The 19,162-nt window shown below is 67.3% G+C and carries 20 protein-coding genes and 1 riboswitch; of the genes, 7 read left to right on the top strand and 13 right to left on the bottom strand.

Annotated elements, in window-relative coordinates; all coding sequences use genetic code 11:
• Window positions 1-133: 133 nt before the first annotated feature.
• Window positions 134-316, top strand: a complete 183-nt coding sequence (locus AABA51_RS10010) for a hypothetical protein (protein ID WP_338271640.1) — start codon at window positions 134-136, stop codon at window positions 314-316.
• Between the two features lie 72 nt (window positions 317-388).
• The gene (locus tag AABA51_RS10015; protein WP_338271641.1) at window positions 389-778 is read left to right on the top strand and encodes a DUF4149 domain-containing protein; all 390 of its coding nucleotides are present in this window, start codon (window positions 389-391) and stop codon (window positions 776-778) included.
• 6 nt (window positions 779-784) lie between these two features.
• Here AABA51_RS10015 and AABA51_RS10020 read toward each other — a convergent pair whose 3' ends face one another.
• From AABA51_RS10020 to AABA51_RS10055, 8 genes are all read right to left on the bottom strand, one after another.
• On the bottom strand, window positions 785-1,564 hold the full coding sequence (locus AABA51_RS10020; RefSeq protein WP_338276522.1) for a gamma-glutamyl-gamma-aminobutyrate hydrolase family protein: 780 nt from the start codon (window positions 1,562-1,564) through the stop codon (window positions 785-787).
• Window positions 1,565-1,698: 134 nt separating this feature from the next.
• Complete coding sequence (locus AABA51_RS10025; RefSeq protein ID WP_338271642.1) at window positions 1,699-2,100, bottom strand: RidA family protein; 402 nt, start codon at window positions 2,098-2,100, stop codon at window positions 1,699-1,701.
• Window positions 2,097-2,516, bottom strand: a complete 420-nt coding sequence (locus AABA51_RS10030; protein ID WP_338271643.1) for a GlcG/HbpS family heme-binding protein — start codon at window positions 2,514-2,516, stop codon at window positions 2,097-2,099. Before AABA51_RS10030 ends, AABA51_RS10025 begins: the two co-directional genes overlap by 4 nt.
• A 134-nt stretch (window positions 2,517-2,650) precedes the next feature.
• The gene (locus AABA51_RS10035) at window positions 2,651-4,795 is read right to left on the bottom strand and encodes a malate synthase G (RefSeq protein ID WP_338271644.1); all 2,145 of its coding nucleotides are present in this window, start codon (window positions 4,793-4,795) and stop codon (window positions 2,651-2,653) included.
• A 108-nt stretch (window positions 4,796-4,903) separates the two neighbouring features.
• Window positions 4,904-5,773 carry a Hint domain-containing protein gene (locus tag AABA51_RS10040; RefSeq protein WP_338271645.1) on the bottom strand — a complete coding sequence of 290 codons (870 nt, stop codon included), beginning with the start codon at window positions 5,771-5,773 and terminating at the stop codon, window positions 4,904-4,906.
• A gap of 44 nt (window positions 5,774-5,817) precedes the next feature.
• Window positions 5,818-6,003 carry a DUF2256 domain-containing protein gene (locus tag AABA51_RS10045; RefSeq protein WP_338271646.1) on the bottom strand — a complete coding sequence of 62 codons (186 nt, stop codon included), beginning with the start codon at window positions 6,001-6,003 and terminating at the stop codon, window positions 5,818-5,820.
• A 40-nt stretch (window positions 6,004-6,043) separates the two neighbouring features.
• Window positions 6,044-7,582, bottom strand: coding sequence for an FAD-binding domain-containing protein (locus tag AABA51_RS10050; RefSeq protein ID WP_338271647.1), 1,539 nt, complete (start codon window positions 7,580-7,582; stop codon window positions 6,044-6,046).
• Window positions 7,583-7,639: 57 nt separating this feature from the next.
• Complete coding sequence (locus AABA51_RS10055) at window positions 7,640-7,819, bottom strand: hypothetical protein (RefSeq protein WP_338271648.1); 180 nt, start codon at window positions 7,817-7,819, stop codon at window positions 7,640-7,642.
• A 200-nt stretch (window positions 7,820-8,019) separates the two neighbouring features.
• On the opposite strand from AABA51_RS10055, the gene pepN reads away from it, so the two are divergent.
• Entirely contained in the window at window positions 8,020-10,620 is a 2,601-nt protein-coding gene (gene pepN, locus AABA51_RS10060; protein WP_338271649.1) for an aminopeptidase N, read from the top strand.
• 54 nt (window positions 10,621-10,674) lie between these two features.
• Here the strand turns inward: pepN and AABA51_RS10065 are convergent, their stop codons facing one another.
• Window positions 10,675-11,442 carry a heparan-alpha-glucosaminide N-acetyltransferase gene (locus AABA51_RS10065; RefSeq protein ID WP_338271650.1) on the bottom strand — a complete coding sequence of 256 codons (768 nt, stop codon included), beginning with the start codon at window positions 11,440-11,442 and terminating at the stop codon, window positions 10,675-10,677.
• Between the two features lie 74 nt (window positions 11,443-11,516).
• Window positions 11,517-11,595: riboswitch (SAM riboswitch) on the top strand.
• Between the two features lie 69 nt (window positions 11,596-11,664).
• Between AABA51_RS10065 and metZ the strand changes: the two genes are divergently transcribed.
• From metZ to folE2, 3 genes are all read left to right on the top strand, one after another.
• Complete coding sequence (gene metZ / locus AABA51_RS10070; protein WP_338271651.1) at window positions 11,665-12,882, top strand: O-succinylhomoserine sulfhydrylase; 1,218 nt, start codon at window positions 11,665-11,667, stop codon at window positions 12,880-12,882.
• Complete coding sequence (locus tag AABA51_RS10075) at window positions 12,879-13,376, top strand: GNAT family N-acetyltransferase (protein ID WP_338271652.1); 498 nt, start codon at window positions 12,879-12,881, stop codon at window positions 13,374-13,376. Before metZ ends, AABA51_RS10075 begins: the two co-directional genes overlap by 4 nt.
• A gap of 149 nt (window positions 13,377-13,525) precedes the next feature.
• On the top strand, window positions 13,526-14,617 hold the full coding sequence (folE2, locus tag AABA51_RS10080) for a GTP cyclohydrolase FolE2 (protein ID WP_338271653.1): 1,092 nt from the start codon (window positions 13,526-13,528) through the stop codon (window positions 14,615-14,617).
• A gap of 175 nt (window positions 14,618-14,792) precedes the next feature.
• Here folE2 and AABA51_RS10085 read toward each other — a convergent pair whose 3' ends face one another.
• Window positions 14,793-15,146 carry a hypothetical protein gene (locus tag AABA51_RS10085; RefSeq protein WP_338271654.1) on the bottom strand — a complete coding sequence of 118 codons (354 nt, stop codon included), beginning with the start codon at window positions 15,144-15,146 and terminating at the stop codon, window positions 14,793-14,795.
• Window positions 15,147-15,195: 49 nt separating this feature from the next.
• Window positions 15,196-15,435, bottom strand: coding sequence for a hypothetical protein (locus AABA51_RS10090; protein WP_338271655.1), 240 nt, complete (start codon window positions 15,433-15,435; stop codon window positions 15,196-15,198).
• Between the two features lie 216 nt (window positions 15,436-15,651).
• On the opposite strand from AABA51_RS10090, the gene AABA51_RS10095 reads away from it, so the two are divergent.
• Window positions 15,652-17,100, top strand: a complete 1,449-nt coding sequence (locus AABA51_RS10095) for a TrkH family potassium uptake protein (protein ID WP_338271656.1) — start codon at window positions 15,652-15,654, stop codon at window positions 17,098-17,100.
• An 8-nt stretch (window positions 17,101-17,108) separates the two neighbouring features.
• Here AABA51_RS10095 and AABA51_RS10100 read toward each other — a convergent pair whose 3' ends face one another.
• Window positions 17,109-18,305, bottom strand: coding sequence for an NAD(P)/FAD-dependent oxidoreductase (locus tag AABA51_RS10100; protein ID WP_338271657.1), 1,197 nt, complete (start codon window positions 18,303-18,305; stop codon window positions 17,109-17,111).
• Between the two features lie 166 nt (window positions 18,306-18,471).
• On the bottom strand, window positions 18,472-19,101 hold the full coding sequence (locus AABA51_RS10105; RefSeq protein WP_338271658.1) for a DnaJ domain-containing protein: 630 nt from the start codon (window positions 19,099-19,101) through the stop codon (window positions 18,472-18,474).
• Between the last annotated feature and the right edge of the window lie 61 nt (window positions 19,102-19,162).

Raw genomic sequence — 19,162 nt, forward strand, 5'->3', positions numbered from 1 at the left:
CAATCCTTTGGCAAACGCCCGCAATCCGGGCAGCCCACGGGATGGACCCGACCACCCCCGTCGCGCTACCCTGTCCCTCCACCGGAACCGGGCCCGCGCCCGCGCGCTGGCCCCAGCAAGGGGGAGAGACCCGATGGACCACAAGGATCTCGTGCAATACGCGCGCAGCCTCTACGACGCCCATGGCGACAAGGCCGAAGCCGAAGCCGCCCGCAAAGCCGCCGCATCGCGTGACGCAGGCGATGCGCAAGACGCCGAAAAATGGGACAAGATCCGCCGCCACATCAGCGAATTGCGCGGCCCCCGCGCGACCTGACACGACCCTGCGACAAGCCACCGCGCAGCCCCATGGCTGGTCCTCTGCGCCCCGCCCGCTACGTCGCGCGGCATGAGCATGATCGCCCTTCTTCTCGCCGCCACCCTGCTTGGGGGCATGGTGTTTTTCAGCTTCGGCTTCGCGCCGGTCTTGTTCGCGCAATTGCCGATGGACAAGGTGCGCCCGCTCCTGCGCGGCACCTTCCCCTATTACTACCTCGCCGTGATCGCCCTCTCGGGCCTTGCGGCGCTGGTCACGATCCCGGTGTCGGTCCTCGCTGCGGCGCTTCTCGGTGCCATCTGCCTCGGCACGATCTATGCCCGTCAGGACCTGATGGGCCGGATCAATGCCGCGACCGACCGGGGCGACAGCGGGGCCTTCAAACGGCTCCACGGGCTTTCGGTCGTGATCCAGCTCCTCCAGATCGGCCTTGCCGGCTGGGCCGTGATCTTGCTCGGCTGATCCGCCTCAGGCGACGGCGGCCACCGGCATGGGCCTCCGGCTCTCCGCCCAGGCCCTCGCCGCCGCGCCAAAGGCCTCGAACAGGGGACGGCTCACCGGATCCTGCGCCGCGCGATATTCCGGATGCCATTGCACCGACAGGGTGAAGCCCGGCGCGCCCTCGATATAGATCGCTTCGGGCGTGCCATCGGGCGCATGCCCGTCGATCACCACGCCGCCCCCGGGCCGCTTGATTCCCTGCCCGTGCAGCGTGTTGGTCATCACCTCCGTCGCGCCGAAGATGCGGTGAAACGGCCCGCCCTCGGTCAGCGTCACGACATGGCGCAGCGCGAATTTCTCCTCGATCGTGCCATCGGGCGGCATGCGATGGTTCATCCGTCCCGGCAGATCGCGGATCTCGGGGTAGAGCGAGCCGCCCATGGCGACATTCACCTCCTGAAAGCCCCGGCAGACGCCCAAAAACGGCTGGCCACGCTCGACACAGGCCCGGATCAGCGGCAGCGCCACCGCATCGCGCGCCCGGTCGAATGCGCCATGCGCCTCCGTCTCGGCCTCGCCGTATTCCTCGGGATGGACATTGGGCCGCCCGCCGGTGAACAGGAAGCCGTCGCAGACCTCCACCAGCTCGGCCACGCTGACAAAGCGCGGATCGGCCGGGATCACGAGCGGCAGCCCCCCCGCCACCTCCGACACGGCCTCCGCATTCATCGCGCCGCCCGCATAGGTGCGATACTGCTCGTTCACGAGATGCTGGTTGCCGATGATGCCGATGACGGGCCGCGCCATGTGGTCTCCCCTGTGCATGCCCACCAGATGTAGCGCCATTTCCTGCAAACGAAAAGACCGCCGCAGCGGGCGATTGCCCTGCCGCGCTGCATCTGCCCGCAAAACAGGCAGGCGAAAGGCGCGCCGCCCGGGCGTTACGCCGGCGCGCCACAGGCCCCGGGCAGGCGCGCCGTGACCTCGATCTCGATCAGCATGCGCGGATCCTGCAACCCCGCCACGATCATCGTCGCCGCAGGGCGCACCTCGCCCAGCCACTTGCGCGTCACGGGCCAGCAGGCGGGCCAAAGCGCGGCATCGGGCAGGATGTAGCGCACCCGCACCACGTCGGCCATCGACGCGCCCGCCTGGCCCAGCGCCGCCGCGATATTGGCGAAGGTCTGCTCGGCCTGCGCCGCGACATCCGCCGAGATCTGCATCGTCGCGTAATCGAACCCCGTCGTGCCCGCGACAAAGATCCAGCCGTCCTGCACCACGGCCCGCGAATAGCCGATCTCCCCCTCGAAGGGAGATCCCGACGAGATCAGCCTCCGGCTCAAGCCAGCGCCTCGAACCCCGCCGCAGCGATCCCCGCGACAGCCGCCGCCGCGTCATTGTCCGAGGTGTCGCCGGTGACGCCAACCGCCCCCACGACAGCACCATCGCGCAGCACCAGCACACCGCCCGGCACCGGCACGACCTTGCCACCGAAAGCCCCGTTCACGGCCGCCATGAAATAGGCCTGCGCCTCCGCGCGGGCCATCTGCGCGCTGCCGGGCATCCCCAGCATCACCGCGCCATAGGCCTTGGCCCGCGCGATCTCGAACCGGCCCGGGCTCGCCCCGTCCTCGCGCTCGAAAGCCAGCAGGTTGCCGCCCGCATCCAGCACGCAGACCGACAGGGGCTTCAACCCCATCTCCCGGCCCTTGGCGCGCGCCACCGCGATCATCTCGCGCGCTGCATCCAAAGTAATCATTTATCAACACTCCCTCTGATCTCTTAACCCGCCGTTAAGGCGCTTAACCCCCGATTAAGGTTAACGCGCCCCCCCTTCATCTTGGTAAAAAACTCCGGGGGAGCCCGGAACGGGCGGGGGCAGAGCCCCCATCCTCAGGCCGCCTTCAACTCCAGCCGCCGGGCATGCAGCACCGGCTCGGTATAGCCAGACGGCTGCTCGCGGCCCTTGAACACCAGGTCGCAAGCGGCGGCAAAGGCGATGCCGTTGAAGCCGGGCGCCATCGGCACATAGCCCGGATCGCCCGCATTCTGCCGATCCACGACCGCCGCCATCCGGCGCAGGATCTCCATCACCTGCGCCTCGCTGACCACGCCGTGATGCAGCCAGTTGGCGATGTGCTGGGCCGAGATCCGGCAGGTCGCCCGATCCTCCATCAGCGCCACGTCGTTGATATCGGGCACTTTCGAACAGCCCACGCCCGCATCGATCCAGCGCACGACATAGCCCAGGATCCCTTGGGCGTTGTTCTCCACCTCGCGGGTGATCTGCGCCTCGGTCCAGCGCTGGTAGGAGGCCAGCGGGATATCGAGCAGCGCATTCACATAGGCGCGCCGCCCGCCCGCCTCCAGCTTTTGCTGGACGGCCGCGACATTGACCTGGTGGTAATGCAGCGCATGGAGCGTCGCCGCCGTCGGGCTCGGCACCCAGGCGCAATTGGCGCCCGCGCGCGGATGCTCGATCTTGACCTCCAGCATCTCGGCCATGGCATCGGGCTTGGCCCACATGCCCTTGCCGATCTGCGCGCGCCCGCGCAGGCCGCATTCCAGGCCGATATCGACATTCTGGTTCTCGTAGGCCGCGATCCAGCTCTTGCGCTTGATGAAATCCTTGCGGGAAAACGGCCCCGCCTCCATCGAGGTGTGGATCTCGTCGCCCGTCCGGTCGAGGAACCCGGTGTTGATGAAGGCCACGCGATGCTTGGCCGCGCGGATGCATTCCTTGAGGTTCACGCTCGTGCGGCGCTCCTCGTCCATCACGCCCAGCTTGACCGTGTAGCGCGGCAGGCCCAGCACCTCCTCGACCTTGCTGAAGGTCTCGTCGGCAAAGGCGACTTCTTCCGGCCCATGCATCTTGGGCTTCACGACATAGACCGATCCCGCATGACTGTTGCGCAGACCTGCATCCTTCTTCAGGTCATGCATCGCGATCAGCACGGTGATCATCGCATCCATCAGACCCTCGTAGACCTCGGACCCGTCCTCGAGCAGGATGGCCGGGTTGGTCATCAGGTGGCCGACATTGCGCACCAGCATCAGCGCGCGGCCCTTGACCTGCATCGCCTGCCCGTCGGGGGCGACGTAATCCAGATCGGGCGCCAGCGCGCGGGTCATCATCTGCCCGCCCTTCTCGAAGGTCTCCGACAGATCGCCCTGCATCAGACCCAGCCAATTGCCATAGGCCAGCACCTTGTCCTCGGCATCGACGCAGGCGACCGAATCCTCGCAATCCATGATCGCGCTGACCGCCGCCTCCATCCGCACATCGGCAAGCCCTGCCTGGTCGCGCGACCCGATGGGATGGGTCCGGTCGAAGACCAGCTCGACATGCAAGCCGTTGTTGACCAGCAAAACCCGCTCGGGCGCCTTGGGATGGCCCCGGTAGCCTGCGAATTTTGCGGGCGTTTCCAGCGGCTTGTCGTCGATCAGGAGCTGACCCTTGTCGATGTGGTAGCGCCGCGCATCGGCATGGCTGTGCCCCTCGATCGGAAAGGCGCTGTCCAGGAACACCCGCGCCCGGGCCACGACCCGTGCGCCGCGACCACGGTCGTAGCCACCACCCTTGGGCTGGCTGCCCATCGCATCCGTGCCGTAGAACGCGTCATAAAGACTGCCCCACCGCGCATTGGCCGCGTTCAGCGCAAAGCGCGCATTGGTGATCGGCACCACCAGCTGGGGGCCCGCGACCGTCGCGATCTCGGGATCGATGCGGTCGGTGTCGATCGCAAAGGCATCGCCCTCGGGCATGAGGTAGCCGATCTCGCGCAAAAAGGCCTCGTAGGCATCCGCGTCATGCGGCTGCCCCCGGCGCGCGACATGCCAGGCGTCGATCTTGGCCTGCAGATCCTGCCTTTTGTCCAAAAGCGCCCGGTTCTTGGCCGCAAAGCCGTTCAGCAGCTCCGAGAACCCCGTCCAGAACACATCCGCCGCGATCCCCGTGCCGGGAATCGCCCGCGTCTCGATGAAATCGGCCAGCACCGTCGACACCTGCAAACGCCCGCGCGTCACATATTCCGCCATGTTCACCCCTCCGATGTTGTCTCGCCGGTATCCCGCAGCATACCGGCCCCTCGCGGTGCGGATTACGGAAAAAGTTTCCGATCGGCAACAGCCCCCGGACGCGATATCTCACCGAAGACGCGCGATGGCCTCCGCCTCGCTCAGACGGGGCAGGACCGGACCGGCCGCGCCCCCGTCCTGGGGGCGTCCAGCCCCCTCCTCGGGCGACCAGAGGCTTTCGCAGGCCAGCCCCTGCGCCAGGATCAGGCCATGCTGCGCCAGTTGCAGCTGATGCCAGGTCACATTGGCCCCGAACTCGAAAACCCCGTGCCCCAGCGCCACCAGGGCCGAGGCAGGCACAAGCACGCTCTCGCCGTGAAGCTCGGCCCGCAGCCCCAGGTTACCCGACACCAGCAGATCGTCGCTCAGATCCCAGAACCCGCGCCGGAACCGGATCGGGGCGGCGCGCCCCCGCGCGGCCACGCTCTGCACCAGCCGACGCACCACCGGTTCGAACCTCTCGGCCCCGGTCCAGACCAGGTCGCCCTCTTCGATCTGCTCGATGGGCCGCTTGCCCTTCACGGTCAGGATCAGCGTGCCGGAATGGAACCCGCCATGAAACCTTGCGCCCTCGCCCTTCAGCGCCACCGGCAGCGACAGGTTGTAATCCTGCCCCGCGCGCAGGGGCAGCGGCGCGGTGATCACCGTCACGGGGCCGGACCGGCTCTCGATCACATGCGCGCTCAGCGTCACGTTCTTGGCCGCATCGACAAGCGTCCAGACGGGTTGGACCACATCCCCCGCCACAACCTGCACCCGTCCGATCCGCACGGGCTCCGCCACGCTTCCCGCCTCCAGCCGCAAGGGCACCGGCACGGCGCCGCGCGACAGGGCCACGGGCAGGCTTTGGCCCGTCTGGGCCGCCAGATGGGGATCGGCGGGCAGGCTGCCGCCGAAATCCGTTTCAAGATAGGCATAGACCGTATTGGTCGACATCATGACACCCCCACCGCGCGGCAGGGGCGCGATGCACCGCAGTTTGATCAGCCGCGCCTCTGCCCGCGCTCCCCGCCCGTGTCGCCGCCCTTGGGCCGCGTATCCCGGCACCGATCCGAGCAGTAGCGCACCTCGTCCCAGACCTTTTCCCACTTTTTCCGCCAGGTAAAGGGGCGGCCACAGGTGGCGCAGGGCTTCTGGGGCAGATCGGATTTCTTGCGCATGCGGGCCATGCAGGCGCATCTATGGCGGACCGGGCGGGCGGCAAGCCCCTCACAGATCGAGGCTCAACTGCCCCGCCCCGCCCCCGCCGCGCCGCGCCTTTTTCGGGCTTCGGTCATTGACGAAGTGCCGCCCCGCGCCCCCATCCTTGCGGCTTGCGTGCTTTTCGACGATCCGCGCCGCCTCCGACCGAAAGGCATCGCCGTGGCGCAGGCCCCAGACCTTTTCGCGCGCCGCCCGGCCCGCCTGGACCAGGTCGATGACCGGCACCGGATAGCGCTTGCCCAGGATGCGCCCTGCCCCCTCCCAGCGCCACGGCTCCTGCAAGAAAGCGTCGGGCAGCTCGCGCAATTCGGGACACCAGTGCCGGGTGAATGCCCCGGTCGGGTCCTGGTCCAGCCCCTGTTTCACCGGGTTGTACATCCTGACCGTGTTCATGCCCGTCGTGCCCGATTGCATCTGCATCTGCGACCAATGGATGCCCGGCTCGTAATCGGTGAACATCCGCGCCAGATGCGGCCCTGTGGCCCGCCAATCGAGCCACAGGTGATAGCTCGCAAAGGACACAAGCATCGCCCGCATCCGGAAATTGAGCCAGCCCGTCGCATTCAGCGACCGCATGCAGGCATCGACAAAGGGAAAACCCGTCTCCCCCGCCTCCCAGGCCGCGCGCCGCACGGCATCATCGCCCCGCAACCCCTCATAGGCCGAATGCAGGCAGCGATGTTCCAGCGCGGGCTCATCCTCCAGCTTCTGCATGAAATGATCGCGCCAGGCGAGCCGCGCCTCGAAACTCTGCATCGCGCCCGACCAGCCTTCGCGCGTGCCCTTGGCCTGCCGTTTGCGCAGCGCCGCCGCCTCCGCCGCCTCGCGCGCCGAGATCGTGCCCCAGGCCAGATGCGGACTGAGCCGCGAACAGGCCGTAGCCCCCTCGAGCGGCGAGGACATGGCGCGCCGATAGTCGCGGCCACGGGTCTCGAGGAACGAGGACAAAAGCCCCAGCGCCTCTGCCCTGCCCCCCTTCTGCCGACCGGGGCAGGGGTCAAAGGCAAGGGACAGATCGCGCGCCTCCGGGATCTGTCCGGGGTCGAGGTCAAAGCCCTGGATCGCCTCCGGCACGGGCACCTGCGCGCCCCGGATCACCCGGTCGCGCCGCGCGGCCCAACCGTCGCGGCCCTTCAGCCGCCGGATGACCCCCATTTGCGGCAGCTCGTGCCAGGCAACGCCCATCGCGCCCAGCATCCCCGCCACGGCCCGGTCGCGCGCATAGCTCCAGCCATTGCCGGTTTCCTCGAGGCTCACAACCTCGCGGATGCCCGTCGCGGCGAGAAGCCCCGCCAGCACCTCGCTCGCCGGTCCCACCCGGACGATCAGCGGGGCGCCGAGCCGCGCCAGATCCTCGCGCAGCGCCCCAAGGCTCTCGGCCACGAACCGCCATTGCCGGGCCGAGGCGTCAGGTTGCGCCCATCCCTCCGGCTCCACGATGAACAGCGGCAGCACACGACCCCCCCGCGCCGCCGCTTGGGCCAACACCGGGTTGTCCTGCACCCGCAGGTCACGCTTGAACCAAACAAGAACATCCGCACTCATGGCGGGGCAGATAGCAGGTGGAACAGGCCTGTCAAAGGCCCTGACGCAAGTGCCCGGTCAGTTCGACACGGAGGGGGCGATGATCCCGTCCTCGGGGGCCTCGTCGCTGCCTGCGACCTGCAGCGCGATGAACCCCACCAGGATTACGGCGGCCAGAACGATCAGCCCGCGCAACACGGTCAGAACCGGCTTGTGGCGGCGTTCCTGTTTCTCGACATTGGTGCTCGGGGCGGACATGGCTGTCTCCTTTCGCCTTGGGTGTCGATCGGGCCGCAGACCCCGTCCGGGCCGGCGATCCCTGCCAGTCCACCTATGCGCGAAACCCAAGGAATCAAGGAATTTCCGCCCCCGCTGGCGGCCCGCGACCTTGCACAGCCCCGGCGCGCGGCCTAGCCTCCAGCCCGACCCATGCCCCCTCGGGCAGGACAGGAGAGACCATGAAAGACGCAAGCCCCCAGCCCATCCGCCTCGCCGATTACCACCCGCCCTCGCACCTGGTCGAGGCGGTGGAGCTGACCTTTCGGCTGGCCCCCCGGGGCACCCGCGTGCGCTCGAAAATCCGCTTCCGCGCCAATCCCGCCGGGTTGGAGAACGGCAACCTCCGGCTCGATGGCGAAAACCTCCGGCTTGTCTCCTGCGCGCTCGACGGCACGCCGCTCACAGCCCTCGATTACCTGCTCACGCCCGAAGGGCTGACCGTGCCCGCCGAACGCCTGCCCGGCCCCAGCTTCACCTGGGAGGCCGAGGTCGAGATCGACCCGGCGGACAACACCGCCCTCGAAGGGCTCTATACCTCCGGCGGCATGTTCTGCACCCAATGCGAGGCCGAAGGGTTCCGCAAGATCACCTTCTACCCCGACCGCCCCGACGTGATGGCCCCTTTCACCGTGCGCATCGAAAGCGACCTGCCCATCCTCCTGTCGAACGGCAACCCCGCCGCCTCCGGCCCCGGCTGGGCCGAATGGCACGATCCCTGGCCCAAACCCGCCTATCTCTTCGCGCTGGTCGCGGGCGACCTCGTGGCCCATTCCGACCGCTTCACCACGATGTCGGGCCGTGACGTCGCCCTCAACATCTGGGTGCGCCCCGGCGACGAGGACAAATGCGCCTATGCGATGGATGCGCTCAAACGGTCCATGCGCTGGGACGAAGAGGTCTATGGCCGCGAATACGATCTCGACGTGTTCAACATCGTCGCCGTCGACGATTTCAACATGGGCGCGATGGAGAACAAGGGGCTGAACATCTTCAACTCCAAATACGTCCTCGCGAGCCCAGAGACCGCGACCGACCGCGATTACGATTTCATCGAAAGCATCGTCGCGCATGAATATTTCCACAACTGGACCGGCAACCGCATCACCTGCCGCGACTGGTTCCAGCTCTGCCTCAAGGAGGGGCTGACGGTCTTTCGTGACCAGCAGTTCAGCGCCGATACCCGCAGCGCGCCCGTGCAGCGGATCGAGGATGTGCTGCAACTGCGCGCCCGCCAGTTCCGCGAGGATGCAGGCCCCCTGGCCCATAACGTGCGCCCCGACAGCTATGTCGAGATCAACAATTTCTACACCGCCACCGTCTATGAAAAGGGCGCGGAACTGATCGGGATGCTCCGCCGCATCGTTGGCGCGCAGGAATATCGCGCGGCCCTCGACGAATATTTCCGCCGCCATGACGGGCAGGCCTGCACGATCGAGGATTGGCTCGCCGTGTTCGAGGATGTGACGGGCCGCGACCTGTCGCAATTCAAGCGCTGGTATACCCAGGCCGGCACGCCCCGCGTTTCGGCCGAATGGCAGGTGGCCGAGGGGCGTCTGCACCTGCGCCTCGCCCAGGAGCTGCCCCCCACCCCCGGCCAACCGCTCAAGGAACCCGTGGTCATCCCCGTCGCCATGGGCCTCCTGTCGCCCGAGGGGGCAGAGCTTCTGCCCGAAACCACCGTCATCCTCGACGGGCCCGAGCTGACCCTTGATTTCGACCTCGACGAGATGGCGCGGCGCGCTTGCATCGCGCGGCCCGATCACGTGATCCCCTCGCTCCTGCGCGGGTTTTCGGCCCCCGTGATCCTCGATGCGGGCCTCAGCCGCGCGGATCGGCTGGTGCTTCTGGCCCATGACCCCGACCCGTTCAACCGCTGGGAGGCCGGGCGCAGCCTGATGCGCGAGACGCTGATGGAGATGCTGACGGGCGGCGCGCCCGATCCCGCGCTCTTCGACGCGCTTGACCGGCTGCTCGCCGAAGATCGGCTCGACGCCGCGTTCCGCGCGCTCTGCCTTGCGCTTCCGTCGGAGGATGACATGGCGCAGGCCGCCCATGACGCGGGCCTCGTGCCCGACCCGACCGCGATCCACGCCACCCGCCGCGCGATGCAGGTTGCGATGGCGCGCGCGCTCCAGCCCCGTCTTGCCGCCCTTTACGACGCGATGGACCCCGGCCCCGCCTATAGCCCCGATGCCGATCAGGCGGCCAAGCGCGCGCTCCGCAACAGCGCCCTGACGCTCCTTGCCCGCATCGAGGGCCCCGCCCGCGCAAAGGCGCATTACGCCGCCGCCACCAACATGACCGACGAGATCGCGGGCTTCACCACGCTTCTGGAAACAGGCGATCCCGACATCGCCCGGCGCTTCCACGACCGCTGGAAAGACGACCGGCTGGTGATGGACAAATGGTTCATGGCCCAGGTGGCCCATGCCGCCCCGGAACAGGCGGTCGCCATCGCCCGGGCGCTGACAGACCATCCGCTTTTCGACTGGACGAACCCCAACCGCTTCCGCTCCGTCATCGGCGGGCTGACTTCGGGCAATCCGGCGGGCTTTCACGACCCCTCCGGCGCAGGCTACCGGTTTCTGGCCGATTGGCTGATCCGCCTCGATGCCAAGAACCCCCAGACGGCGGCGCGCATGTCGACCGCCTTCGAGACCTGGCGGCGCTATGATGCCGACAGGCAGGCGCTGATCACGGGCGCGCTTGACCGGATCGCCGCGCAAGACGGGTTGAGCCGGGACCTGTCGGAGATGGTGGAGCGCATCCGCGCCGCCTGATGCCTTGGGCGCGTGGCGCGGTCCTGTCTTGCATATTTGGAGAAAGATGAAGGATCAGCCGCGCAGCTGGGCGGCAAGCCAGACAAGCGAGATCAGCACAGGCTGGTGGATCAGGTAGACCGCGAGGCTGTGCCGCCCCGCAAAGGCGAGGGCGCGCGCCATGGCGCCCGCCTGCCAGCGCGCGAGCCTGTCCCAAAGCCCCGCCCTGTCCATCAGGCGCGCCGCCGCGATGCCGAACAGGACCGGGGCGAACCAGGGAAAGATCGGCAGGTAATCGACCGAGCGCAGCCCCACGGCCTGCAACCCCGTCCACCAGAACCACGGCGCGTCAAAGGCCGCAAAGCGCATCGCATTGGGCAGCCACAAGACGAAGGCCCCAAGCGCCAGCAGGATCGGCACGGGCAGGCGCAGAAAGACCAGTCCCAGAAGGCTTGCCGCGGCGATGCAATGCAGGATGCCGAAAAAGATGAAGACATCGGGCATGGCGATCCATGTCGCCAGCGTGATGAGCGCGGCAGCCCCCGCGATCCTGGCAAAGCGCCGGAAAAACCCCCGCCAGCGGATGCCCCGCCCATGGCCCAGCACCAGCCCCACGCCGACGAGAAACAGGAAAGACCCCGCCGTCAGATAGGCCAGCCAGCGCCAGAAGGGCAGCATGGTCGTGCCGGGGGCGACAAAGCCGAAAAGCTCGAGGTCAAAGACGAAATGGAACACCGCCATCGCCAGAAGCGCCGCACTGCGCGCCAGATCGAGCGCGACGAGCCTGCCCGATGCGATGCCTGCGCCCTGCCCCATCCCTGACCTGTCCACGATAATTGCCATGGCAAGGACCCTAGCAGCCCCATGGCAGCCTGCCCACAGCCAAGCGCGCTTGACGCAAGGCCACGGGCGGCGTAGCCAGCGCGCGTGGTGATTTGTGAACCGGATTGCGGGCCACGTTAAACAAGCCGCTAAAGAGGTCGAGGACGCCCAGCCTGACCGCTCGCCCCCGACCATGTCCGCCACCGGCGCAATGCCGGGGCATGAGAGGAGAGGAACGGGGCCATGGCCGATGCCAACCACCTGAAAACCCTGCGCAAGCGCACCCGCGCCGTCCATGCGGGCACCCGCCGCAGCCAATATGGCGAGGTGAGCGAGGCGATCTTCCTGACGCAGGGATTCGTCTATGACAGCGCCGAAGCCGCCGAGGCGCGCTTTGTCGAGATCGGGCCCGACGAATTCATCTATGGCCGCTACGGCAATCCGACCGTCGCCATGTTCGAGGATCGCATCGCCTCCCTCGAAGGGGCCGAGGATGCCTTTGCCACGGCCAGCGGCATGGCGGCGGTCAATGCGGCGCTCGTGTCGATGCTGCGCGCGGGCGATCATGTCGTGGCCGCGCGCGCGCTCTTCGGTTCCTGCCTCTATATCCTCGAAGAGGTTCTGACCCGCTACGGGGTGGAGGTCAGTTTCGTCGACGGCACCGATCTGGCGCAATGGGAGGCGGCGATCCGCCCCGGCACCAAGGCGGTGTTTTTCGAATCGATCTCGAACCCGACGCTCGAGGTCATCGACATCGCCGCCGTGTCCCGGCTTGCCCATGCGGTGGGCGCGCTCGTGATCGTGGACAATGTCTTTGCCACGCCCGTCTTTCAGGACACGCTCGGGCTTGGCGCGGATGTGGTGGTCTATTCGGCCACCAAGCATATCGACGGGCAGGGCCGCTGCCTTGGCGGCGTGATCCTTGGCTCGAAACACTATATCCGCAAGGTGGTCGAACCCTATCTCAAGCATACGGGCGGGGCGATGTCGCCCTTCAACGCCTGGGTGATGCTCAAATCGCTCGAAACGGTCGAATTGCGCTGCCGGGCGCAGGCCGACAGCGCGCATCGCATCGCCACCGCGCTCGAAACCCTGCCGGGGCTGTCGCGCGTGATCTATCCGGGCCTGCCCAGCCATCCCCATCACGCGCTGGCCCGCGCCCAGATGGAGACGGGCGGCACCATGATCGCGCTCGAGGTCGCGGGCGGGCAGGACGCGGCCTTCCGCTTTCTCAACGCGCTGAAGATCGTGACCATCTCGAACAATCTGGGCGATGCGAAATCCATCATCACCCATCCCGCGACCACGACCCATCAGCGCCTGACCGAAGAACAGCGCGAGGGTCTGGGGATCACGCGGGGCCTGGTGCGGCTCTCGGTGGGGCTCGAGGATCCCGAGGATCTGATCGCGGATCTGTCGGCGGCGCTTGACGCGGCACAAAAGGGGGCGGCGGGCGCATGAACGGGCTGATCATCCGGCCCTGCCGCGTCACCGACGCGCCGGAGCTGGCCGCCCTCTACCACCGCGCCGTGCGCGAGGGGGCGGCAGGCCACTACGATCCTGAACAGCGCGCCGCATGGTCTCCCGCGCCCCCCAGCGGCGAGGAATGGCGCCGCCGCCTCGTCGAGGCACAGACGGTGGTCGCCGAACGGGCCGAACGGCTCCTGGGCTTCATGACGCTCGATGCCGGCACGGGCTGGATCGATTTCGCCTATGTCGCGCCCGAGGCGATGGGACAGGGCGTGGCCGAAACGCTCTATGCCGTGCTCGAGGGGCGCGCGCGGGCCGCGGGCCTCACACGGCTTGAAACCGGGGCGAGCCTTCTGGCCGAACGCTTCTTTGGCCGGCGCGGCTGGCGCGTGGTGGAACGGCGCGCGGTGGCGCTGAACGGCCAGCATCTGCCCAATGCGATCATGTCCAAGGATCTGGGACCGGGCCTCTGCCACGCGGCCTGAGGCAGGCCCACATCGCAATCCACCTGAACCTGGTCGTTTTTCCTGATCCGATCCCGTCGCATTAGCGTAAAAAAAATGCACGACAAGATTGGGAAGTGCCGGTGGCGCGCCTATCTTGCGGCTTCGTGCCGGACGGAAAGGGAACGACCATGAACATCCATGTGACCGAGATGACCGAAACGCCAAGCCGCGCAGAGCTTGAAACCGCGCTGGCGCGTCTCAAGGCATGGATGGAAACTGCATCCCCCGAAGAGATCTCGGCCCTCGACCCGGCGGTGACGCGGCTTGCCGCCCCTGCCTATCCCGTGTTCGAACGCCGCTATCCGGCCGATTTCACCGTCGACGCCGCCTACAAGGACGGTTTGCCCGATCTGCAAAACGGCCCCTCCTCGCTGATCAAGGGCGCGAACCGCCAGATCCAGCATGTGGGCATCTCGAATTTCCGCCTGCCGATCCGCTACCACACCCGCGACAACGGGGATCTGACGCTGGAGACCAGCGTCACCGGCACCGTCAGCCTCGAGGCGGACAAGAAGGGCATCAACATGAGCCGCATCATGCGGTCCTTCTATACCCATGCCGAAAAGACCTTTTCCTTCGAGGTGATCGAGGCCGCGCTCGAGGATTACAAATCCGACCTCGAAAGCTTCGATGCCCGCATCCAGATGCGCCTGTCCTTCCCGGCCAAGGTCGCGAGCCTGCGCTCGGGGCTGTCGGGTTACCAGTATTACGACATCGCGCTGGAACTGGTGGAACGCGGCGGCCTGCGCCAGAAACTCGTGCATCTCGATTACGTCTATTCCTCGACCTGCCCCTGTTCGCTGGAATTGTCCGAACATGCCCGCGCGACCCGCAACCAGCTGGCCACGCCCCATTCGCAGCGCTCGGTCGCGCGGATTTCCGTGGAACTGGCCGAAGGTCAGCCCTGCCTCTGGTTCGAGGATCTGATCGAGATGGCGCGCGATGCCGTGCCGACCGAAACGCAGGTCATGGTCAAGCGCGAGGATGAACAGGCTTTCGCCGAGCTCAACGCCGCCAACCCGATCTTTGTCGAGGATGCGGCACGGCTCTTTGCCGAACGCCTGCATGCCGATCCGCGCGTGGGCGATTTCCGGGTCGCCGCCAGCCACCAGGAAAGCCTGCACAGCCACGATGCCGTAAGCCTCCTGACCGAGGGCGAGACATTCGCCCAGGCCAGCCTCGATCCGCATCTGTTCGCCAGCCTGATCCACCGCGGCTGAGGCCAATGCCATAATGACAAAGGGGCGCGCCCGGCACCGGGACGCGCCCCTTTTCATGTCTGCGTGATGTAGAGCATGTCGCGCAAAAGTGGGAACCGGTTTTGCGCCCCCCGGACATGCGACATCAAAGGGTTAGAGGGCGGCGCTTGAACGCGACGCGCTCTAACACGCGCCCTCAGCCGTAGCGCTGCGGTCCCCGCCCCTGCCCGCCTGCATCGAGGATCGGGCCATTGTCGCTGTCGGTCCAGCCGGTGTAGCGCCCGTGGCGCGGCCCGCGCCCGTTGCCGCCCGGATCGAGGATCGGACCATTGTCGCTGTCAGTCCATCCCGAGCGCGAAGTGACGATGGTGGTCGTGGTCGTGGGCACGCAGCCCGCAACGCCCGCCATGCCCAGCCCCAGGGTTCCGATCCCGAAACCCCGCAGCAGCAACCGCCGGTCCATGCCGTGGCGCGTCTTGATGTTCTCGTCCGTCAGCGTGGGCGGGGACGACCCGCCCTTGCCCGCCTTGCCGTCCGTGTCGTCCGTCATCCCGTGTTCCTCCCCAGGATTGTGTCGGTTGTCCCTCGTCTAAGCTGTCTCAGGCGTCCCGGTCGCGCGCGGGCGCGGCATCGGCATCGCTGTGCGCCTTGGGCGCGGCATCAACATCATGGCCCGCCTTCGGCATTACATCGGCATCATGGCCCGCCTGCGGCGTGACATGCGCATCGGCATCCGTGCCGACCACCCCGCCCGAGGGGCCGCTGCGGCGCTGATAGGTGGAAATATCGCTATCCGTCAGGGTCTTTTTCGACCCGGTCTTGTCCGCAATCTGGGCCACGGTCCTTGTCCCTGTCTGGCGACGGAAGGCCCGAAAGCCCCCCTTGGCTGGCACGATCCTGCCCGATACTGCCCGGCACGGGCACGGCATGGATGGAAATCGCGCCAAGCGTGACACAGCTTTGGGCGATATTTCAATCACTTTCGCGGCCCGTGCCGCCCCTGCCCCGGCCCGTTTGCTTGACAGCGGTGGACGCGCGCGCCAACGCTCCGCCCCATGCTCGACCCGCGCCCCGTCGGATATGTGCTTGGCCTCCTGACCATCGTGATGGGGGTGGCGATGCTGTTCCCGATGGCGCTCGACCTCGCCGACGGCAACCGCAACTGGCAGGCTTTCGCGGTCTCGGCCGCCGTGGCCATCGCGCTCGGGGGCAGCGTGGCGCTGGCTTCGGCCAATTTCGACCTGCGCCAGATGAGCGTGCGCGAAGCCTTCCTGCTCACCACGGCGACATGGGTCGTCCTGCCCATGGTGGGCGCGATCCCCCTGATGCTCGGCGAACCCGATGTCTCGATCACCGACGCCTATTTCGAGGCGGTCTCGGGCATGACCACGACCGGGGCCACCGTCTTTCCCGGTCTCGACGCCCTGCCGCGCGGGGTGAACCTGTGGCGTGGCATCCTGCAATGGCTGGGCGGCCTCGGGATCGTCATCGTGGCGCTTCTGTTCCTGCCCGTGATGCGGGTGGGGGGGATGCAGTTCTTCCGCTCCGAAGGCTTCGACACTTTGGGCAAGGTCCTGCCTCGCACCATCGACATCTCGCGCGGGCTGATCCAGGCCTATGTCGTCCTCACCCTGGCCTGCGCCGCGACCTATGGCGCGCTCGGCATGAACTGGTACGAGGCGACGGTCCATGCGCTCACCACGCTCTCGACGGGCGGCTTTTCGACCACGGATCGCAGTTTCGCGGCCTTCTCGGGGCTTGCGGAATATGCCGCCGTGATCTTCATGATCCTCGCCTCCGTGCCCTTCATCCGCTTCATCCAGTTCGCCAATGGCAACCGGCTGGCACTGTTGCACGATGTGCAGGTGCGCGCCTTCCTGCGCTGGATGGCCTATGCCATCCTCGTCCTGACGCTCTGGCAGGTCTTCGCGCTGGATTACCCGCTGGAACCCGCCTTCCGCGAAAGCGCCTTCAACCTCGTGACGCTCTGGACCGGGACGGGCTATGCCAGCGTCGATGTGACGGCCTGGGGCAGTTTCGCCTTTGCCATCCTCTTCGTGGCGGGGCTGATCGGGGGCTGCACCGCCTCCACGGGATGTTCGGTCAAGATCTTCCGCTATCTCGTGCTGAAGGAGGCGCTGATCAGCCAGCTGCGCCTTCTGGTCAGCCCGCGCACGGTGACGACGCCGCGCCTCGACGGGCGCCAGATCGATCGGGACGTCATCGATTCCGTGATGACCTTCACCGTCCTCTTCTTCCTGACGCTCGGGGTCGTGGCCGTGGCCCTGTCGCTCACGGGTATGGCGACCCAGACCGCGATCACCGCCGCCTGGACATCGGTCGCCAATATCGGCCCCGCCTTCGGCCCCGAGGTGGGCCCCACCGGCGCGATGGACGCCTTCCCGACCTCGGCCAAATGGATCATGATCTTTGCCATGCTGATCGGGCGGCTGGAATTGCTGGCCGTCTTCGTGCTCTTCACCGCCGCCTTCTGGCGCGGCTGACCCCCCGTTCAGGCGGCAGCGATCGCCCGGCCCGCCGCCACGCCCGAGGCCCAGGCCCATTGGAAATTGTAGCCCCCGAGCCAGCCCGTCACATCGAGCGCCTCCCCGATCACGTATAGGCCGGGCACAAGACGCGACCCCATCGTGGCCGAGCTGATCTTGTCCGTCGCCACGCCGCCCAGCGTCACCTCGGCCGTGCGGTAACCCTCCGACGAGGTCGGGGCGAGCATCCAGTTTTCCAACCTGTCGGCCAGCTGGCGCAGGGCGGCATCGGATTGATCGGCAAGGTTGCCCGACAGGCCCCAATCCTCGGACAGGTGACGCGCCAGCGCCTTGGGCAGGATTTCGGCAAGGATCGTGCCCAGCGCCCGCCCCCCGGCCTCGGCCCGGCGCGCGCGCAGATGGTCATAGAGGTCGAGATCGGGGCACAGCCGCAGCGCGATCCGGTCGCCCTCGCGCCAATAGCTCGACACCTGAAGGATCGCCGGTCCCGACAATCCGCGATGGGTGAACAGCACCGCCTCCTCGAACCCCGCGCCGTTGCAACGGACGCGCGCCGCGACCGAACTGCCCGCAAGCCCCGCGAAAACCGCCTTTTGCGCCGCGTCAAAGGTGAGCGGCACAAGCGCGGGCCGCGTTTCGGTGATCTTGTGGCCGAAATCTTCGGCGATCCGGTAGGCAAGGCCCGTCGCCCCCATCTTGGGGATCGACTTGCCCCCCGTGGCGAGCACCAGGTGATCGGCCACGACCGGGCATTCCCGCCCCTCCCGCGTCAGGGCGACGTGGAAGCGCCCGTCGCGATGCGCGATCTCCCCGATCTCGGTCCGCAGCCACAGATCTGCCCCCGCCCGGTCCATCTCGGCGCGGAGCATGGCGATGATATCCTTGGCGGAGCGGTCGCAAAACAGCTGGCCCAGCGTCTTTTCATGCCAGGGAATGGCGTGCCGCCCGACAAGATCGAGAAAATCCCAGGGGCTGTAGCGGCTGAGCGCGGATTTGCAGAAATGGGGGTTTCCCGACAGGAAATTGGCGGGTTCGGTGTTGAGATTGGTGAAATTGCAGCGCCCGCCGCCCGAGATGCGGATCTTTTCGCCCGGCGCGCCCGCATGATCGACGACCAGCGTGCCCGGCCCTGCATGGGCGGCACACATCATCCCCGCGGCACCTGCGCCGAGGATCAGGGTTCTGATGCGGGTGTCGGGCATGGGGCGATCATCTTTTGCGCCGGCCTTGCCGTCGCCCGGGCGCGCGCCGCTTGCGCGGCGCGGGCCCCGTGGCGGCGGTGGGACCTATCGGGAAAGGGGCGGAAGCTGGCCCCTGCGGGAGCCTCCGGCGGGAGTTTTCTTGCCAAGATGAAAAGCCCGGGCGCGCTCAATCGGCGAAGTTCCGGCTGTCCTTGATCTGGTCCCAGGCCCAGACGACTTCCTGCAGGCGTTCCTCGTCGGAGCGGTCGCCGCCATTCATGTCGGGGTGCAGGATCTTGATCAGCGCCTTGTAGCTCTTGCGGATCTCGGTCTTGGTCCAGCTGTCCTTGGCCTCGAGGATCTCGATCGCCTTGCGCTCGGTGGGCGGCAGCTTGCGCCCCGCCCCGTTGCTGCGCCCGGGGTTGCGCGTGGCATTGCCGCCCAGCACCTGGTGGGCGTCATCGACGCCGAGCCGCGCCCAGGCGCGTTCCTCGACCGATTTCTTGAAGGGCTTGGTGGGACGGTCCCAGACCCGGTCGCGGTCGAGCTGGGCTTCCATCTCGGCCTCGGTCGTGCCTTCGAAGAAGTTCCACTTGAGATTGTACTCGCGCACATGCTCGCGGCAGAACCACTTGTATTCCTCCAGATTGTCCGGGCTCTTGGGCGCGCGGTACTGGCCGACCTCCTCGCATCCCTCGGCCTCGCAGACGCGCTGCGAGGTTTCGAAGGCCCCCGACATGCCGCGCCGACCCGAGCGGCGCTTCTTCTTGTCGGTGGACACGCGGAGGTCGAAATTGAACGGGTCCTTGTCAGGCATCGCGCTCCCCTTTTCGACTCGGAAGCGGGAGTTTAGGGTTTTGGACGGCAAGGTGAAGGGC

Source organism: Roseicyclus marinus (genome assembly GCF_036322625.1).
In the GTDB taxonomy this organism is placed as follows: domain Bacteria; phylum Pseudomonadota; class Alphaproteobacteria; order Rhodobacterales; family Rhodobacteraceae; genus Roseicyclus; species Roseicyclus marinus_A.

Bases quoted from the DNA above. Each gene is read 5' to 3' on its own strand.
- AABA51_RS10010 (WP_338271640.1), top strand. From the start codon at position 134: ATGGACCACAAGGATCTCGTGCAATACGCGCGCAGCCTCTACGACGCC.
- AABA51_RS10015 (WP_338271641.1), top strand. From the start codon at position 389: ATGAGCATGATCGCCCTTCTTCTCGCCGCCACCCTGCTTGGGGGCATG.
- AABA51_RS10020 (WP_338276522.1), bottom strand. From the start codon at position 1,564: ATGGCGCGGCCCGTCATCGGCATCATCGGCAACCAGCATCTCGTGAAC.
- AABA51_RS10030 (WP_338271643.1), bottom strand. From the start codon at position 2,516: ATGATTACTTTGGATGCAGCGCGCGAGATGATCGCGGTGGCGCGCGCC.
- AABA51_RS10035 (WP_338271644.1), bottom strand. From the start codon at position 4,795: ATGGCGGAATATGTGACGCGCGGGCGTTTGCAGGTGTCGACGGTGCTG.
- AABA51_RS10040 (WP_338271645.1), bottom strand. From the start codon at position 5,773: ATGATGTCGACCAATACGGTCTATGCCTATCTTGAAACGGATTTCGGC.
- AABA51_RS10045 (WP_338271646.1), bottom strand. From the start codon at position 6,003: ATGGCCCGCATGCGCAAGAAATCCGATCTGCCCCAGAAGCCCTGCGCC.
- AABA51_RS10050 (WP_338271647.1), bottom strand. From the start codon at position 7,582: ATGAGTGCGGATGTTCTTGTTTGGTTCAAGCGTGACCTGCGGGTGCAG.
- AABA51_RS10055 (WP_338271648.1), bottom strand. From the start codon at position 7,819: ATGTCCGCCCCGAGCACCAATGTCGAGAAACAGGAACGCCGCCACAAG.
- pepN (WP_338271649.1), top strand. From the start codon at position 8,020: ATGAAAGACGCAAGCCCCCAGCCCATCCGCCTCGCCGATTACCACCCG.
- AABA51_RS10065 (WP_338271650.1), bottom strand. From the start codon at position 11,442: ATGGCAATTATCGTGGACAGGTCAGGGATGGGGCAGGGCGCAGGCATC.
- metZ (WP_338271651.1), top strand. From the start codon at position 11,665: ATGGCCGATGCCAACCACCTGAAAACCCTGCGCAAGCGCACCCGCGCC.
- AABA51_RS10075 (WP_338271652.1), top strand. From the start codon at position 12,879: ATGAACGGGCTGATCATCCGGCCCTGCCGCGTCACCGACGCGCCGGAG.
- folE2 (WP_338271653.1), top strand. From the start codon at position 13,526: ATGAACATCCATGTGACCGAGATGACCGAAACGCCAAGCCGCGCAGAG.
- AABA51_RS10085 (WP_338271654.1), bottom strand. From the start codon at position 15,146: ATGACGGACGACACGGACGGCAAGGCGGGCAAGGGCGGGTCGTCCCCG.
- AABA51_RS10095 (WP_338271656.1), top strand. From the start codon at position 15,652: ATGCTCGACCCGCGCCCCGTCGGATATGTGCTTGGCCTCCTGACCATC.
- AABA51_RS10100 (WP_338271657.1), bottom strand. From the start codon at position 18,305: ATGCCCGACACCCGCATCAGAACCCTGATCCTCGGCGCAGGTGCCGCG.
- AABA51_RS10105 (WP_338271658.1), bottom strand. From the start codon at position 19,101: ATGCCTGACAAGGACCCGTTCAATTTCGACCTCCGCGTGTCCACCGAC.